General features: G+C 51.0%; 13 protein-coding genes and 1 tRNA gene. 11 read left to right on the plus strand and 3 right to left on the minus strand.

The features are described 5' to 3' along the window. Positions 1-111: 111 nt before the first annotated feature. The 8 genes from P8J86_09260 (at position 112) to P8J86_09295 (ending at position 14,335) form a co-directional block, all read left to right on the plus strand. On the plus strand, positions 112-1,536 hold the full coding sequence (locus tag P8J86_09260) for an HlyD family efflux transporter periplasmic adaptor subunit (GenBank protein ID MDG2054883.1): 1,425 nt from the start codon (positions 112-114) through the stop codon (positions 1,534-1,536). After that, positions 1,533-4,811 (plus strand): efflux RND transporter permease subunit, encoded by a 3,279-nt coding sequence (locus tag P8J86_09265; protein MDG2054884.1) that lies wholly within the window; start codon positions 1,533-1,535, stop codon positions 4,809-4,811. The genes P8J86_09260 and P8J86_09265 overlap by 4 nt, the downstream gene beginning before the upstream one ends. 87 nt (positions 4,812-4,898) lie before the next feature. Further along, positions 4,899-6,659 carry a phosphoenolpyruvate--protein phosphotransferase gene (gene ptsP / locus P8J86_09270; protein ID MDG2054885.1) on the plus strand — a complete coding sequence of 587 codons (1,761 nt, stop codon included), beginning with the start codon at positions 4,899-4,901 and terminating at the stop codon, positions 6,657-6,659. 380 nt (positions 6,660-7,039) lie between these two features. Further along, entirely contained in the window at positions 7,040-9,475 is a 2,436-nt protein-coding gene (locus P8J86_09275; GenBank protein ID MDG2054886.1) for a translation initiation factor IF-2 N-terminal domain-containing protein, read from the plus strand. A 3-nt stretch (positions 9,476-9,478) separates the two neighbouring features. Then, positions 9,479-10,666 (plus strand): 1-deoxy-D-xylulose-5-phosphate reductoisomerase, encoded by a 1,188-nt coding sequence (gene dxr / locus P8J86_09280; GenBank protein ID MDG2054887.1) that lies wholly within the window; start codon positions 9,479-9,481, stop codon positions 10,664-10,666. A 42-nt stretch (positions 10,667-10,708) separates the two neighbouring features. Further along, a complete protein-coding gene (locus P8J86_09285; protein ID MDG2054888.1) occupies positions 10,709-12,829 on the plus strand; it encodes a site-2 protease family protein in 2,121 nt (706 codons plus the stop codon). A gap of 153 nt (positions 12,830-12,982) precedes the next feature. Further along, the gene (locus P8J86_09290; protein MDG2054889.1) at positions 12,983-13,144 is read left to right on the plus strand and encodes a hypothetical protein; all 162 of its coding nucleotides are present in this window, start codon (positions 12,983-12,985) and stop codon (positions 13,142-13,144) included. A gap of 6 nt (positions 13,145-13,150) precedes the next feature. Continuing rightward, positions 13,151-14,335: a diguanylate cyclase gene (locus P8J86_09295; GenBank protein MDG2054890.1), complete on the plus strand. Its 1,185-nt coding sequence runs from the start codon at positions 13,151-13,153 to the stop codon at positions 14,333-14,335. A gap of 7 nt (positions 14,336-14,342) precedes the next feature. Here the strand turns inward: P8J86_09295 and smpB are convergent, their stop codons facing one another. The 3 genes from smpB to P8J86_09310 form a co-directional block, all read right to left on the minus strand. Beyond that, entirely contained in the window at positions 14,343-14,831 is a 489-nt protein-coding gene (gene smpB, locus P8J86_09300; protein ID MDG2054891.1) for an SsrA-binding protein SmpB, read from the minus strand. 83 nt (positions 14,832-14,914) lie between these two features. After that, a tRNA-Leu gene (locus tag P8J86_09305) sits at positions 14,915-15,000 on the minus strand. Positions 15,001-15,087: 87 nt separating this feature from the next. Beyond that, on the minus strand, positions 15,088-15,774 hold the full coding sequence (locus P8J86_09310) for a radical SAM protein (protein MDG2054892.1): 687 nt from the start codon (positions 15,772-15,774) through the stop codon (positions 15,088-15,090). Between the two features lie 137 nt (positions 15,775-15,911). On the opposite strand from P8J86_09310, the gene queD reads away from it, so the two are divergent. From queD to P8J86_09325, 3 genes are all read left to right on the plus strand, one after another. Beyond that, positions 15,912-16,280 (plus strand): 6-carboxytetrahydropterin synthase QueD, encoded by a 369-nt coding sequence (gene queD / locus P8J86_09315; GenBank protein MDG2054893.1) that lies wholly within the window; start codon positions 15,912-15,914, stop codon positions 16,278-16,280. Next, the gene (locus tag P8J86_09320; protein MDG2054894.1) at positions 16,277-16,948 is read left to right on the plus strand and encodes a hypothetical protein; all 672 of its coding nucleotides are present in this window, start codon (positions 16,277-16,279) and stop codon (positions 16,946-16,948) included. Before queD ends, P8J86_09320 begins: the two co-directional genes overlap by 4 nt. A 71-nt stretch (positions 16,949-17,019) precedes the next feature. Further along, a complete protein-coding gene (locus tag P8J86_09325) occupies positions 17,020-17,598 on the plus strand; it encodes an NADH-quinone oxidoreductase subunit C (protein MDG2054895.1) in 579 nt (192 codons plus the stop codon). Positions 17,599-17,618: the final 20 nt, after the last annotated feature.

The raw sequence follows: 17,618 nt of genomic DNA on the forward strand, positions 1-17,618 counted from the left end.
AATCCAAGGAATCCGCTGGAGAAAATCGAGGCATACTATTGCCAGGTGATGGATCCTGGCTCAGTCAAAAGAGAATGGTCAATCTTGGATCAAATGATACACTGATATATCATGAGTGAAACGAACCCACAGCACGAAGATCAGGCTCAGCATTCCAGGCAGGATGATGGTGTTGAGTCATCATTGCGGGGCAATGGCCAGCTGGTTTCGTTCATGACACGGATTACGGTGGCAGCAGCCATTTTAGTGATCGCTTTCCTAGTCACCTTTTGGTTGGTCACGACCAAGACTTATCCAGCCAAGAATGATGATGGCGATGCCGGGCGTCGCGTTCAAGTCATGGTCGCTCAGTCGTTGCCAGTGCAGAGGCAATTTAATGGCTACGGTGTTGCTGAAGCGATGGACAGTGCAGATGTGCCTGCCCGCGTTAGCGCGACTGTCGCAAGTATTCCTAAGACAACGCTTCCGGGTGCCGCGATTGCCGGCGACCAGTTACTTGTTCAGCTCGATGACACTGACTTTTTGAACCGGACTGAAGTGATTAGCCAAAACATTAAGAACCACCAAAGTCAGTTAGCAAGCCTTGATCTTGAGCAGCGTACGATCGCCAGTCGTGTTGAACTTCTTAAACAAGATGTTCAATTAGCCAGAGAAGAGCTCGAACGTGCCACCAATGCATTTGACCAGGGCGTGGCAGTGAAGGCAGAAGTTGATCGTCGAATGCAAACACTTCTTGCAAAGCAAGAGTTCTTGTTGCAGGCCGAGGAAGCGATGGTGCAGGTCGATCCGCGCCGAGACCGATTGCAATCAATCCTTGATGCCGAAAGTGCGCAGCTTCGTCTTGCAAATTTGGATGTCGCCCGATGCAAGATCAAAAGTCCGTTGGATGGCGTCATTCAGTCAGTTGATATCGAGATTGGTGAGAATGTTCAACTTGGTTCGCGGGTAGCGCGCGTTATTAATCTGAGACGCATTGAAGTGCCTTTGCGACTTCCGGCCAGTAGCCGAAGTAGTATTACTGTTGGTGATCCAGTGCGGTTGAACTCGGCCGGTGCGGGTCGCGGGGTTTGGCATGCTTCTGTTGCACGGATATCTCCAGAAGACGCTTTGGACTCTCGGACGCTGACGGTCTATGCGGAGTTAGAACAGGAGCCAGACGCAAAGGACTTGCTCGCACCAGGTAGTTTTTTGGCAGGCACTGTACAGGTGGCCCGTTCAGAAAATCGCTGGGTGGTGCCGCGTCGGGCTATTCAAGAAGGCCGAATTCAATATGTCAAAGATGATGTTGTGATGAGCCGTCCCGTCGAAGTCGACTATTCGATTAGCGAAGAGTTTCCTGTCTTTGGTCTTGGCGATGATCAGTGGGCAGTGCTCTTAGAACCGCTCCCGAAAGATATGTTCGTTGTTGTCAATTCGCAGCGAAGTTTGCTCGACGGTATGCCAGCCACGCCGTGGCAGGCGGGTAGTAATGATGCGGTGGCGACAAGTGCGACGCCTCTCAATGAAAATCAAGAAGTCGAGGATACGCCCCAGTGAGCCTTCCTCGCTTTGGTGTTCGGAACCCGGTTCCAGTTAATCTTCTGATGGCTGCTGCTCTTCTTGCGGGCACGTTCTATGCCTTCTCTTTACGCCGCGAGTTTTTTCCAGAGCTGGCTCCATTTGGTGCGCAGGTACTCATGGTTTATCCCGGCGCGGCACCAGAGGAAGTGGAAGAAACAATTGCCATTAAAGTTGAGGATGCAATCTATGACATTGATGAAGTAGACGAAGTGCACACCACGCTTTCTGAAGGAGGCGGTGGTGTCATGGTTTACTTTCAGGAGGGGATCACCGAAGACCAATACAACAAGGCAGTGGATGAGGTTGAGCGGAAAGTTGATTCGATACAAGATCTTCCCAGAGACCTTGAGCGAATGCAGGTTATGGAAACAGAAAACTCCATGCCTGTGACAATGGTCTCGATTGCAGGTGATGTTCCTGAGGCGACATTAAAGCGAGCGGCGGTCTCTGTTCGCGATGACCTTCGCAAAATACCCGGAATGGGTGACGTCTTTATCACGGGTACCCGTGATTATGAGATTGGGGTTTCAGTTTCTGAATTCGCGGTCGCTGAGTATGGAATAGGGCTGCCAGAAGTCGCGGATCGCATTACCGCGTGGATGGCTGATATGCCAGGTGGTTCCTTGGAAGAGGAGACCGGCAGTGTCACGATTCGCACCATGGGCGTGGATGAGAAAGCAGCGTCTATCGAAGAAATCGTGTTAAGAGCAACGCCAGATGGGCAATCACTCCGGGTTGGTGATATCGCCACTGTGGCGGAAGGGTTTGTCGATCAGGATTTTTACAATCGATACAACGGAACACCGAATGTGACCTTAATTGTCTTCCGCACAGGGGCGCAGGATATTATCGATATTGCGGAAAACGTTCGGGCGTATGTCACTGGCCGAATGGGCGAGCCATTTCAGTCAACTGGAATGCGAAAAGCAATCGGAAAGGACAGGCAAGACGCCTGGCAGCTTGGTGCGAACGCGCCGGCGTTACCGGCGGGTATCTCGCTCGAAATTTTTGCTGAGCTGGCACGCTTTCTTCAAGGGCGTGTCGACCTGTTGACAAAAAACGCCTTCTACGGCGCTATTCTCGTCTTTATCACATTATTGGTCTTCTTGAATTGGCGAGCCGCATTTTGGGTGGGCATTGGTCTTACGACGGCGCTGGCTGGAACAATGGTTTTGATGGGCATCTTTGAGATGACTTTGAATTTTCTGACCATGTTTGGGCTGATCGTCGTGCTCGGTTTGTTAGTTGATGATGCCATTGTTGTCGCAGAAAATATTCAAGCTAAACATGATCGCGGGGAGCCAGCATTAGGTGCTGCGGTTAAGGGTGGTAATCAAGTGATGTGGCCAGTTGTCGCCACGGTGCTTACCAGCATCGTTGCATTTATGCCGCTGACATTTATCAAGGGCAACATAGGAGACATGCTCGGCGCACTGCCGATCGTGGTTTCTTTTGCGCTGGCGATGAGTTTGATTGAATCTCTATTGATATTGCCAAGTCATATGGGACATAGCCTTCTGGCCCATGATCGCCGAATGTCGAAGCGTAAGGCGAGCTTCATGAATCGTTTCGAGACATGGCGAGACAAGGCTATCAATGGACGCATTATTCCTGCTTATGGTCGGGCATTAGATGCCGTGATACGCCGTCGTTACATCAGTATTTGTGTTGGTGTTGGTGTGTTGGTGATCTCGTTTGGAATGGTTGGGGGAGATCGCGTTGGCTACACATTCCTTACCACGAGTGACAGTGAGATGGTCGAGATTGCGTTGCGTATGCCTATTGGTACCAACATTGAGATGACCGATGAAATTGCAAATCATGTGGAGGAAGCAGCCAGTAACCAATCTGAAGTAACCAGTATTAGCGCCACGGTGGGCAACTACACCTCAGCAGATGGTACGGAGTCAAGTAGTAGTGGACAGCATCTTGCCCAGTTGTTCATTGAGCTGGCGCCAACCGAGTCTCGCAATCGAACCAGCAATGAAGTCATTGACTCAATTCGAGACCATATGCAACCTTACTCAGATCAAATTGATAGATTGCAGTTTACGGAGATGAGTGGTGGGCCTGGCGGTTCGGATATTTCGATTCAGGCAACTGGGAATGACCCAGAGAGGCTTCGAGCGTTGGTGATCAAGATCGAATCAATGCTTTCAAGCTTTGAGGGGATCTATGAAATTTCAAACGACAATACGTTAGGGCAGCGAGAGTTGCAGATTCAACTTCGTGGAAGTGCCGCGCCGCTCGGATTGAGCGTAAGCGATGTTGCGCGACAAGTGCGAGCGAGCGTGTTTGGCCTTGAAGCGCACACCTATGCAGCGGAGGGAGAAGAAATTGATGTGCGGGTTCGCCATGCTGAGGCAGCGCGCGAGAGTCAAGCAGTGATTGAGAATATGTGGGTGATGACGCCAGGGGGCGTCTCCGTGCCATTGATTGAAGTCGCTCAGCTCAAGGAGGCAACTGGGTATTCGACCATTCGTCGTGTTGACCGAGAGCGAGCGGTTCGTGTCACCGCTTCAACCGCATCATGGTTAAGTCCAGAAAAAGTCACGAGCTATTTACGCACGCCAGGGCCCGATGGTCTTTCTCCATTAGCGTCTTTGCAAGCAGCCTATCCCGACTTCAAAATCTCAACGGTTGGTCGTCAGCAACAAGAAACGGAGGCATTCGCTTCACTCCCGATCGGTTTCTTGGCGGCAGGTGCCATGATCTACATTATTTTGGCATGTTTATTTGGTAGCTATGTTCAACCGTTTGTCGTGATGTTAGCCATACCTTTCGCCTTAATCGGTGTGATTTGGGGTCACTTCTTCCTTGGATATGACATTACTTTCTTAAGTATTATTGGGTTCTTTGCTTTGTCTGGCATTGTGGTGAATGATTCTCTTATTCTGATCGTCTTCTATAACCAGATGAAAGAGAAGGGGCATTCTGTTCGCGCCGCTCTATTAGAAGCGGGCATGCGCCGTTTGCGACCAATCTTTCTAACGACTCTGACAACTGTTCTAGGACTGACGCCACTGATGTTAGAGCAGTCGTTTCAGGCAAGATTCCTGATTCCAATGGCGATCGCAATTTCATTTGGTCTCATGTCAGCCACTTTCTTAATTCTGTTCTTATTGCCAGCCATGTTGATGATTGGCGATGACATTCGTCGTGGAATCTATTACCTCTGGCATGGCCGAAGGCGTTCAGGGCCTCCAGCAGGCGGACAGAAGCCACAAATGGCGCAGAATTCGCTGAGCTAAGATATAATCTGAGTTGAACTTACGTAGATGGAATGTTTCGCTTCCGGGACCTGGCCGAGTCGGCCCGTCCTTCGTAGTAGCGATGTTATGGAAGTAATCAAAGGAATCCCGGTCGCTCCCGGTGTCGCCATCGGAAATGCGTTGATCCTCGAAGACATTCGTCATCGGGTCGCGCATCATGTGGTGAGTAGCAATGACGTGGTTCAAGAGCTTGCAAGCCTTGAAGAGGCTCATGCTCAGGCTCAAGCTGGGCTGCAGCGAGACCGCGATCAGGCCGCGGCAACCCTCGGCGAAGAGCCTGCAAAGATCTTTGAGTTTCACCTGGGTTTACTCGCAGATGCATCGCTCATTGATCCCATTCGCTTGCGCATTAGTGATGAGCAACTCACGGCAGCGAGTGCTGTGGCTGCGGCCTTTACCGAATTGGCAGATAAATTCCGCGCCATGGGTAGTGATGTGTTTCGGCAGAAGGCGAATGATATTGTCGATTTAGAGCGTCGACTCTTAGGCCATCTGGTTGGCCGTACGCTCGATCGTCTTTCTAAAATTGAATCTCCGGTCTTGCTCGTGAGTCACGACATGACACCCACGCAGGTTGCCATGCTGGATACCACAAAGGTGCTGGGCATCGGTACCGATCTTGGTGGTCGAACAAGCCATGCATCGATCGTTGCTGCAGCAATGGGTGTTCCCGTGGTTGTTGGTACACAGTCAATTACTGAACATGTTGACGAAGGTGACTTGACTATTATTGATGGCAAAACAGGTGTTGTCATCATTCGTCCCGATGCAGAGACGCTTGAAAAATATACGCAACGGGCAGCTCGTCAAGCTTCGATAAGAGCTGAAGTGCGTGGCCTTGCAGAACTCGAAGCGGTCACACGTTGTGGCGAGCGAATTACGTTGCTTGGTAATGTTGAGTTTCCTCATGAAATTGCCCGTGTGCTTGAAGAGGGTGGTGAGGGCGTCGGTCTCTTTCGTACGGAATTTCAGTATCTAGCAAGTAAAACAGAGCCAACTGAAGAAGAGCTGTATGAGACGTACCGAATTTCAGCAGAGACCCTCAATGGTCGCACGCTCACACTTCGTACACTGGATCTTGGTGCTGACAAACACACACAACACCAAGCCGAGGAGCCAGAACGAAATCCATTCTTAGGCTTGCGTTCAATTCGTTACTGTCTTCAAAACTTGCCGATGTTTCGCACTCAACTTCGCGCCATTTTGAGAGCCTCAGCGCATGGCAACGTTAAGGTGATGTTTCCTTTAGTGACGACCATGCTTGAGCTACGCCAAGCTCGGATGATCCTTGAGGATGTCATGGAGGAACTTGCAGAAGACAGCATTGATTTCGATAGAGAGATCCCTGTTGGCATGATGATTGAGGTGCCTTCGGCAGCCCTCATGGCAGCAAGTTTTGCCCGAGAAGTGTCGTTCTTTTCAATTGGCACCAACGACCTTGTCCAGTACACATTGGCGGTTGATCGTGGAAATGAGCGGGTGGCGAACCTCTACGCGGCAACAAATCCAGCAGTACTTAAGTTGGTTAAGGCTGTTTTGAGAGCAGGAAAGCGGTTTGAGGTCGAAACGAGCCTTTGTGGTGAGATTGCCGGCGATGTGACCTATACAATGCTATTGATCGGTTTGGGATTACGAACGCTCTCGCTCGTTCCCACTCAGATTCCTGACGTCAAGCGTGTGATTCGCTCGGTTGACGTCGCACAGTGCGAACGGCTGGCCCGCCGGGTTGGTTCGTTTGATTCCGAGCGGAGAATCATGAGATGTCTTCGCGAAGAGCTACGAGAAGTACTTCCTGATCTTGACGGTGGATGGTCCACCGGCGGATAGAGTCAGGAGATAAATAGATATGGGCCGCCATTGAACGCCCCAGTGATCGCAGCAAACTATGCTTTTTAGTTGGCGCGATTGCACCTCTGGGTGCCAAGGCGAAGATGACGGCCACCGGTAAGTGCGGTGATGCAGCGTGACACGGATGGTCCGCTTCTTTCGAATAGACCCATTGGCGACATGCCAGTGTGCGAGGTTTGAGTCTTTCGGTTGCAAATGCAATCAATTGATAAGCCCCACGCACCTGAAGCGGTGGCAACGATGTGGACGTTCGCGAAGGATCTTAGGCTGGTTTCTCAATGAAACGAAGCCTGAGGCGAGGCGGCAAGGTTGCACGGTAATCGCACATGCCGGGTGTTGGAACTTGGAGAACCACACCCTTGATTGATAAAAATAGTAGTAGTAAAAATAGCGATGTTGCGACTAAGAAGTCCGCGGCTGAAGTGATGGTTGTTAATGACTCGCCGGGGGTGGAATGTCGCATTGCCATCCTTGATGAGGGGCATCTGGACGAGCTGTATACCGAACACGTCGTGAGTGCGACCAAGGTCGGCAACATCTACAAAGGGCGCGTCACAAATGTTGAGGCAGCAATTCAAGCTGCTTTCATTGATTATGGGCAGGGGCAAAGTGGCTTTCTGCACATTTCTGACTTACATCCCAGGTATTTCCCTGGGAAAGAGCGGACTGAGCATGTTGGTCGCAAAATTGCCCGACGTGAACGTCCACCCATTCAGCAAGCCCTCAAACGAGGCGATGAGATTCTTGTGCAGGTGCTGAAAGAAGGCATTGGTACGAAGGGGCCAACGCTGACAAGCTACCTGTCAATTCCTGGCAGATTACTTGTGATGATGCCAGACATGGATCGTGTTGGTGTGTCGCGCCGTGTCGAGGATGAGGAGGAGCGACGTGAGATGCGCAAGATCCTCGATGACCTGGATCTGCCTGAAGACTTTGGTTTCATTCTTCGAACTGCAGGAGTGGGGCAGAGTAAGACCGAACTCAAGCGAGACGTGGCTTACCTCACTCGGCTCTGGAAGGTCATGGAAAAACGAATTAAGGCAGTCGGCGCGCCGAGCGAGTTGTATATTGAGTCAGATCTCTTACTTCGCACCATTCGTGATGTATTGCGCCCGTCAATTTCCGCAATTGTGGTTGATTCAGAGTCCGCTTACGATCGCGTCAGTACCTTCCTTCGTGTGGTGGCGCCTCGTAGTGCTGCCAAGGTTGTTCACTACAAAAGAAACACCCCCATCTTTCACGCCTTTGACATTGAACGTCAGATTGAGCTGATTCATAGTCGAGAGGTGCCGCTCAAATCTGGCGGTCAGTTGGTGATTGATCAGACTGAGGCACTTGTTGCGATTGATGTCAATTCAGGACGGAGTCGCTCAGCGCGTGATAGCGAAACAAATGCGCTCAACACCAACTTAGAGGCGGTAGCAGAGATTTGTCGGCAACTGAGACTGCGCGATCTTGGTGGCATTATTATCAACGATTTAATTGATATGCGCATCATGCGTAATCGACGTCGTGTTGAAGATAGCATGCGTGATAACCTCAAGCGTGACAGAGCAAAGACGTTGCCGCTGAAGATTAGTGAGCTTGGCATTCTTGAAATGACCAGGCAACGGATGCGTCCGAGCTTGAAGATGAGCCACTATATGGCTTGTCCGAATTGTGAAGGCCATGGGGAAATTCGCAGCCCGGACTACGTTGGCGCTGATGCAACTCGACAGATCGGTTATTTGCTTCAATATGATCGCGTTGCACGAGTCGAAGCCGTTTGCTCTCCAAGAGTCGCATCGGTTTTGCTTTCGAGTAAACGTCGCGATTTAGACCGGCTGGAGGATGAGTCGAATAAGAAAATCATCGTGCGGGTCAGTGAGGCAATTGCCACCGACAAGGTGGTCTTCTATGCCTACGATGTGCGTAACGCAGATATCGATATCAGGAATTTGCCAATCCCAGAGCCTCCAACGGTGGACGAGTTGGACAAAGAGGCAAAGGGCAGTCCGGCCACTGAGACCAAGAAAAAACGTTCGCGTTCCCGTTCACGTGGGCGGCGTACACCGCAGCCTGCTGATGCAGCAGCAATTGCATTAATGGACCCACTGCCTGATGACAATCCAGAAACTTCAACTGAGGATCCACCGAAGCGGAGTCGCCGCCGCCGGTCCCGTAAAAAGGTAGGGAGTCGAACCGCTGCAACTGATATGAAAGCCAGCGTTGATTCAGAGGCGCCGTCAGAAACGCCTCCAGAAAAATCGTCGGATGCGAACAAAGGCAGTGAGACACCCAGTAAGAAGGCAGGGCGCCGTCGTGGGCGTGGGCGTAGTAAAGAGAATGAGGGGAGCTCGCTGCGTATTCATCAACTGGCATCAGAGCTTGGTATTACATCTCGCACCATTCTTGAGCGATGTAGAACTGAGGGTGGTATTGCTGTCAAAAACCACATGTCAGCGGTGACAGCTGAACAGGTTGCACAGATCAAAGAGTGGTTCTCAAAGGCAGAGCAGGGCGATCAAGAAACACCTGAGCCAGCCAAACGCCGCCGTCGTGGCAAGCGCGGGGGGCGAAGAAGGCGGCGTGGTGGGCAGAAAGCGGAGTCCCAAGAGGGTGCAGAGAACGCCTCAAACAACGGCGACCAAAAAGAGGCAGAGGCGAGGAATCAGAAGCCGGCTGCAGAGCCCGCTTCGGTAGAAGTTTCGAAGGCCACAGAAGAGCCAAGTGCAGACAAAAAACGACGTACACTCTACCGCAGTCATCGCAGGGTGACAGCATCTGAGGCAGCGGCACTACAGGATGAGGAGTAGGCGGTGAAGGGGCTTGTAAAAAGAAGACTGATTGTGCTTGGCTCAACTGGTTCAATTGGTACCAACACACTTGATGTTGTGTCACATCTGCGCCGCGAGGGTCTTTTTGAATTCGATGTGGTGGGGCTGGCCGCAGGTCGCAATGGCGCTCTCGTTGCCGAGCAGGCCAGCGCCTTCTCAGTCAGCCATGTGGCATTGGCAGATAGCCAGCAGGCGGCAGCACTTCCAAAATCATGCAAAGTCTATACAGGTCCCGATGCACCACAAGCGTTGATTGAAGCGGTGGCCGAACCGGGAGATCTCGTCGTTGGTGCCATTGTGGGATCAGCAGGCCTTCCAGCAACCATGGCCGCTATTAATCGTGGATGCGATGTGGCCCTTGCAAACAAAGAGACCCTGGTCGCAGCAGGCTCTTTAGTGATGCCTCTTGTTCGAGAAAAGCAGGTGCAACTGCTTCCTATTGATTCTGAACATAGTGCTCTTTTTCAGTGTGTCCAAGCAGGACGCTCTTTGGACGAGGTGAAGCGACTTATCATTACAGCTTCGGGTGGTCCTTTTCGTCAGGCGACGCGTGAGCAAACAGATTCAGCAACGGTTGAGCAGGCACTTGATCATCCAACCTGGAAAATGGGTCGGAAGGTCACCATCGATTCAGCAACGCTTATGAATAAGGCCCTCGAGATCATTGAGGCGCACTGGCTATTTGATATGCCCGCAGACAAGATTGAGGCCGTGATCCATCCCCAGTCAATGATTCACAGCTTTGTTGAGTTCATCGACAATTCTGTCATTGCTCAATTGGGGCCACCTGATATGCGCACGCCAATTCAATACACATTGACTTATCCGAATCGTCTTTTGGGTAATTCTCGGGCGATGGACTGGGCAACAATTGGCCAAATGGATTTTGAGCAGATCGACCGAGAACGCTTTGGATCGATCAATCTTGCCTACGATGTCATTCGTCAAGGTGGTTCATCTGGTGCAGTTTTCAACGCGGCCAATGAGGTTGCCGTTGAAGCATTTCTGAGTGGGCGAATTCGTTTCGGCCAGATCACACAGCTTGTGGCAGATGCGATGCAGCAGCTTCCAGTCAAGCCTATTGAGGATCTAGCCGATTGTCTCAAAGCGGATCAAGAAGCTCGAGATGTGGTTAATCAACATTTGGAGGTTGCTGCAGCCACTCACTAGATGAGAGGTTGTGTTGACTTTTGGTAGGAGAGGTTTGAAAAAGTGGAATACCTGACCAGTGGCTTTAACATCGTGCTTCTGATTGCAGGTTTTGGCCTGTTAATTTTAGTGCATGAACTCGGTCATTTTCTAGCAGCAAAGTGGGCAGGTATTCGCACCGAGGGCTTCGCGGTTGGTATGGGGCCAATCATGATTGCCTGGCGCAAGGGCATTGGTTTTAAGGCGAGTTCTACAGCGCCAGATATCTTAGAACGCACCAAGAAAGCGCCCGCAGCACTGACTGATGATGAGCTGGCTCATTATGGACTTGGAGAGACGGAATATTCGTTGCGATGGTTGCCCATCGGTGGTTTTGTCAAGATGCTTGGCCAGGATGACACGGATCCGTCTTACCGATCAGATGATCCACGCAGTTACAATCGTTGTCCGGTCTGGAAACGCCTGGTTGTGGTTTCCGCCGGTGTGGTGATGAATCTAATCTTGGCTGGAATACTCTTCCTCATTGCATTTATGATTGGCGTGCGTTTCGAAGCGCCCGTGATTGGAACGGTCGCTCAGGGTTTTCCTGCCGCCACTGCGGTTGCAGAGAACGCAGAAGCGCAGAACATCACTGCAATTGGTCTTCAGCCTGGTGATCGTGTCACTGCAATTGATGGCAGTGATGTGGTGACGTTTGCTGACGTACAGATTGCTGCAGCCATGAGCAAGCCTGGTACGCCATTGCGAATCACTGTAGAAAGAGAAGAGGCATCAGCGCCTTTGAGATTCGTGTTGACGCCAAAGAAAGATGAGGCGGGTAGTGGGCTCCTGACGATTGGTGTTGCACCCGCAGCATCGACACAGTTGTTTCAAGATGATGATGAGGGGCTCGTCACACGCGTCCTAGCAAGCAATGGTCTTGGTGAGCAGGGGCTTAAACCTGGCATGCTCATGACACAAGCTGCTGGGCGTCCGATCGAGACTTTTCAGCAATACCAAAAGTTGGTGGCGCAAAGCGATGGTGCAGCAATTGCAACGGTCTGGGTAGATCCTCGCAATACGAACACATCAATTGATGTGGATACGTCGCCAGTGCTTGGGCAGCAGCTTTTATATGAAGGTGATTCTGGCGAGAACACCATGCCAGAGATGGGCATGCTTGGACTGACGCCACTTGTAGAGCTGGTTGGTGTTCCAAGTACCTCACATAACAGTGATGTACTTGAAGTAGGTGACGTCATTCTGCATGCGGGCACTGGAAGTGCCCCTAGGATGGGACAGTTTTTGAAATTGGTGAAATCCAACGCCGGGCAGTCCCTGCCAATGACGATTTTGCGAGACGGCAAGCAGATTGCAGTGATCGGTGTCGTCAATCAAAATGGAATGCTGAATGTCAATCCCGGCTATGCCACGGACCTGCCTTTGATCGCGAATCCGATGAAGCAACTTCGATCCGGTCCTCAGGAAGATGCTGTTATTGTTGATTCACCATTTGTCAAACTGGATCTCTTTGGTGGTACAGAAATTGAGGAGATCGAGTCCACGCCGGTGAGTAATTGGAACGACATTTTGGTTGCGGTCAGGCTTGCGACCAAAAAGGCAAGTGGGTTGGGGCAGGGTGCTGAGTTAACGATCAAGACAAAAAACCCTATTGATGCACAAGCTCATACCGACAAAGTTGCTTTATCAGCAGGTCAAGTCGAAGCGTTACATCAGCTGACCTGGCGCAGTGAATTACCGACGGGTCTCTTTGAGCCCGTATTTGTAGTTCGATCTGCATCCGGAAATCCAATCACGGCAATCGGTATGGGTGTCGAAGAAACACACAAGCTTATTTTGTTGACGTATCTGACGATTGACCGTTTGTTCCGCCGTAGTATCGGAATTGATCAGCTTCATGGCCCAGTTGGCATCGTGCACCTAGGCACGAAGGTTGCCGACCGTGGTTATACATTTCTGATCTTTTTCTTGGCAATGATTAGCGTCAACTTGGCAGTCATTAATTTTCTGCCATTGCCAATTCTTGATGGTGGGCTCTTTCTCTTTCTGATCTATGAAAAGTTCAAAGGCCGGCCGCCATCAGTTGGGTTCCAGAATATCGCAACACTTGTTGGTCTTGCGTTGATACTGACGGTATTCGTGGTCACCTTCTACAACGATATGGCAAGATTGCTGGGCACCTGACCGATTGGCCGCAAATCGGTGCCTGAAATCGGAGCGGTTTGGTGGCCTTCGGCTGATGAAAGCAAGTACTCAAGACGCGGGTTTTTGGCCTCGGGTGCGTTTTCAATGCCTGGGCTGCCTGAGGTCCGAGAAGTGGGTGCATAGGTCCACCAAATGGATCAAAAGACGCATTTGGGACGCAAAGCTCATATCTCGCTGAGCATCGTTTGTCTTGGCATCGCAGCCATCCGACAGTTTGACAAGGGACTCTCTATGGATTCCAGCAAGTCGCTGGTCAGTGAGTCTGGTTGTGATCTGATTCGTTGGAGGCGGTGATTGGGTATGTCAAGCTCAATGATACAAACTTGTTGGCGACTGCTTGTCATTGAACCTGATGAGCAAATGGCCGCACGTTTAGGTGACGCCATTGAGCAACTGCATTTGCCGGATTGCAAGCAGATTGAACCAGGCGATATCCATGCCGCTCAATTCAATAAAGTCCCGCAGAAAATGAAGCCCGAATACAAAGTGATCTCTTCGTTAGAGCAGCTTCATAATATTGAACTAGAACATTATGACGTCGTACTTTGTGCATCATGTTTGCCTGATGCTCATTGTCTTGATGCACTTGCATTTATCAAGGGCATGGCCCCGGATCTGCCCGTCATTATTACTGGAAATGATCAGCAAAGCTCGCTTGCGATTGAATCAATTCGTGCAGGCGCGGTTGACTACCTTGTTCTAAACAAGGTGACGCTATCGATGTTGGCATTGAACATTGCAAAGTGTTTTGCCCATCGTGCCGTGCGTGTCGAAAACCGTAAGCTGCATGAAAACCTGAGTCGCTCATTATCTGAATTAGCAGTTGCGAATCGTCAGTTTCAGAAGGTTATTGAGCGCTTAGAACGGATGAGTCGAACAGATGAGCTCACTGGACTCGCGAATCGTCGTTGGCTGAATCTGATGTTGGATGATCGTTGGGCAGAGGCCGCTCGTAATGATGTTCCCTTGGCATGCTTGATGATTGATCTCGATCAGTTCAAGAGGCTCAATGATGACCGTGGTCACCATGTGGGCGATGCGATGCTTCGCACGGCGGGGCAGGTGATCAGTGCCAACTGTCGCCATGTCGATATTGCGGCTCGCTATGGAGGCGATGAATTTTGCATATTGATGCCTCATACTGATCCCGAGGAAGCCATGATTGTCGGTGATCGCATATTGATGGCATTCCAGCAGATGGTCGAGCAGTTGGACGAGAAGGACTGTGTGGTTGGAATGTCAATGGGTCTGTCACATTCTGCACTCTCTCTGCCGGTATCTGGGATCGAGTTGGTTCGGCATGCTGACGAGGCAATGTATGTGGCCAAGTCCAATGGAAAGTTCGGTGGCGCCAAGCGCGTCATGGTCCGCTATCGGCATCTTGAGAGTGAAATGTGTGTCTTGCCGTACACAGGCAGTGCTATTGTCACCAAAACAAATGAGCCATTAGTCGAAAAAGATAACGAGCTCCGTAAGGCGGGGTGAGCGAGCTTTAGTTGAATTTCTTAGAACGGCTGAGTGCTCTTTCGATGTCTCGTTGGGCTTCACGTTTATCAATTTTGTGTCGCTTGTCACCACGACGAATGCCCTCACCAAGCCCAATCAGCAGTTTGGCTCGCCCTCTGACAAAGTAGAGTTTAAGTGGCACCAGGGTGAAACCTTTTTGCTGTGTTTTTGCGAAGAGCTTTTTTATCTCGCGGCGATGAGCGAGAAGTGAGCGAGCTCGTGTTGGTTCATGTTGGCGATGAGGTCCAGCCGGGGGATACTCGGCGATGTGGACGCCGTGTAGTTTCAGTACGCAAGGATTCTCAGAGGCTCGCACATAGCCTTCGGCCAGACTGATCTGGCCATCCCGGATTGACTTGATTTCAGTGCCCGTGAGTCTGATTCCACACTCCAAAGTCTCGTGAATAGAATATTCGTGCCGAGCTTTGCGGTTAAGGACTTCACGTTCATTGGATTTGGTTGTGCGAGGTGGCATCTTTGCTTGTCAGAGTCGAGGGAACGTTGCCCTGGGCCACATACGGAGGGGTATCTGGCCAGACTTCTTATGTTGCGTATCAATGCCCAGGAGAGGACTCGAACCTCCACGGGATGTAAATCCCACCAGCACCTCAAGCTGGCGCGTCTGCCAATTCCGCCACCTGGGCTTCATGCATGGAGGGGCCATGAAGAGCACACTCCATCAAGGCGGGGAGTATAACGTGCCTGAGCAGGCAAGTGGGGCAGGTGGGTCTTTAGACGCCACGGGTCTGTGGATCCCAGATCAGCTTGTGTAGTTGGGTCTGAAGCCGCACCGGCAACCCATCTTCAAGTATCCAGGAAACGAGCAAATCCAGTGGCAACCCCTGGCAGCCGGCAATGTGTTCATTGGCGGCCTGTTCGTAGACAGGTGACATCAAAATGCATCCGCATTTGTTGGCTAAATCGTGTTCTTGAATCATGTCTCGAGACCACAGGTAGTCGCTGTGGTCTGTAATGACAAATTTGACTTCATCTTGTTTTGTGAGGTACTGAAAGTTATCCAACAGATTCCGTTGAGCTTCACCACTCCCTGGCGTTTTGAGATCGAGGATTCGGATGACGCGTGGGTCACACTTGGAGATATCACAGGCTCCAGAGGTTTCAATCAGGACCGTCTTTCCAGCATTGGCCAGGCGCTCCATCAGCGTATGTACGCCCGGTTGTAGCAGCGGCTCGCCGCCAGTGATCTCGACCAAATTGCAGGGGTATGCCAGTGTCTCTGAAACGATTTCGTCAACAAGTCGATGCTCACCCTCTGTGAAGCTGTATGCAGTATCGCAATAGGTGCATCGCAGGTGGCAACCGGTGAGTCGAATAAAGACACAAGGGAGGCCCATGTGGCTGGATTCACCTTGGATCGAAAAAAACGTCTCGCAGATTCGAAGTTTATCGCGGCTCATGTGTAGTAGATCGTAGCAGGCTACTGGACTTACTTGTCGCCTGAGAATCTTCAACATGTCCTGATGGCCAATGTTTGGGCCACGATCAGGCCGAAGGCATGCACTGTTCTTCTCAAGTCCGGTATGATGTCCGCCTTATGTTTGTGAAACTGACTATCTCGTTTGGATTTGAAGCGGCCCATTTTCTGCCTAATTTTCCTGAGGGGCATAAATGTCGCCGTATGCATGGTCACTCCTTTAAAGTCGAGGTGACGGTTGCTGGAGATATTCCTGAGGGGCAGGGGCACCTTTTGGATTTTGGTGAGGTCAAGCAGGCTATTGCGCCTATTGAGGAAAGACTCGATCATCACTTACTCAATGAGATTGAAGGCTTAGAAGATCCAACCAGTGAGCAACTCGCAGGTTGGATCTGGGATCGCTTGGCTCCGAATTTACCCTTATTGAACGAAGTGGTCGTACGCGAGACTTGTCGCTCGATGTGCACCTATCTTGGGCCACAGATGTGAGTATTCAATTGAATCTCTTTCTTGAGCAGTGTGTGACAGCCGAAGCTCAAAGTGGTTTGAGTGACACGATTACGCCACTGAAAAATACCACTTGTACTTGGGCAGTCCGTGCGAAACAGCCATTGCTGTCGCCGAATTGGACTTGGCCCCAGCATGAGGGGCTGGTGCTTGCTCGGTCAGGAAGTCTTGCAAGTGACAATGAAATGGCCCCTTGGCAAGTATGGTCAAACGCTGGTCATGAGGCTTTTGGCCAATCACTCCAAAACGCCTTGGATCAAAAACACACCAATCAAAAGCTATGCCTGTTGCCGAACACTTCAGATGTCATCAGTGACTTGCCCGGCGCACTCGGGATTGCGATGAGTGGGCGTGAAGACCTTTCAGTTGCTCTGGCGCCAAGTCAGATGCTGACTGTCACCATGCTGGCATCTATCAATGACCATCTTCTTCGAATGTTCGAAGTGTTGGGGCAGCGATGTGGGCTCGTTTACCTGACGGACTGCCGCCAGGTTGATGAGGTGCTCGTGCCATGTCCTCTGGGGCAAGGGGTGCTGTGTAAAGATCTCGTCAGAGACCTTTTGCGGGACTGGATTTCTCCAAAATGTCCTGTTGTAATCCCGTCTGAGGATGTCTCAAATCAGTTGGCTTGGCTGGGGCAGGAAATCTGATGCTTGGTCGCTTGCATCTCACCCCATGATCGGCTGCAATACATGTCAAAGGTCTTTGAAAGGCATCGGCAATGATAGATGAGCAATCGGTTTCTGGAGAAAGTGCGGGGCATGATCACCCTGTACTGATGGCCGTAAAAGAGGCCTTTCCAGATGTAAGGCTACAAGCCACCATCTTCCGTAACCAAACAACACTCCTGCTTTCTAGAGAAGCACTGCATCCAGTCATGCGGTTTTTGCGTGATGACTCACGCTGTGCTCTGAACTTCCTGAGTGATGTGACCGCAGTTGATTACCTGGGATATCCAGCGAAGCAGCCGGGCCGATTTGCAGTGGTCTATCTATTGGCAAGTGTCAGCTTAAAGACTCGGCTCACAGTCAAGACTTATCTTGACCCTTCAATTGATACCTTGGGAAATGAAGACGATCCTGAGTTGATCGTCGACACCGTCACTGATATCTGGCCTGGCGCCGAGTGGCGTGAGCGAGAAGTCTATGACATGTTTGGGATCCGCTTCCGTGGGCACCCAGATATGAGACGTATTTTGCTCTGGAAAGATTTTCCAGCATTCCCATTACGCAAGGACTATCCATTGCGAGGACGCGGTGAGCGTGAGCGATACCGCATTCTGGAGCGTGAAACAAGCTAGCTTGTGGTTGAACTGACCCG

It is taken from the genome of Phycisphaerales bacterium (assembly GCA_029268515.1).
Lineage (GTDB): Bacteria > Planctomycetota > Phycisphaerae > Phycisphaerales > SM1A02 > JAQWNP01.

Bases quoted from the DNA above. Each gene is read 5' to 3' on its own strand.
- P8J86_09260 (MDG2054883.1), top strand. From the start codon at position 112: ATGAGTGAAACGAACCCACAGCACGAAGATCAGGCTCAGCATTCCAGG.
- ptsP (MDG2054885.1), top strand. From the start codon at position 4,899: ATGGAAGTAATCAAAGGAATCCCGGTCGCTCCCGGTGTCGCCATCGGA.
- P8J86_09290 (MDG2054889.1), top strand. From the start codon at position 12,983: ATGGATCAAAAGACGCATTTGGGACGCAAAGCTCATATCTCGCTGAGC.
- P8J86_09295 (MDG2054890.1), top strand. From the start codon at position 13,151: ATGTCAAGCTCAATGATACAAACTTGTTGGCGACTGCTTGTCATTGAA.
- smpB (MDG2054891.1), bottom strand. From the start codon at position 14,831: ATGCCACCTCGCACAACCAAATCCAATGAACGTGAAGTCCTTAACCGC.
- P8J86_09310 (MDG2054892.1), bottom strand. From the start codon at position 15,774: ATGAGCCGCGATAAACTTCGAATCTGCGAGACGTTTTTTTCGATCCAA.
- queD (MDG2054893.1), top strand. From the start codon at position 15,912: ATGTTTGTGAAACTGACTATCTCGTTTGGATTTGAAGCGGCCCATTTT.
- P8J86_09325 (MDG2054895.1), top strand. From the start codon at position 17,020: ATGATAGATGAGCAATCGGTTTCTGGAGAAAGTGCGGGGCATGATCAC.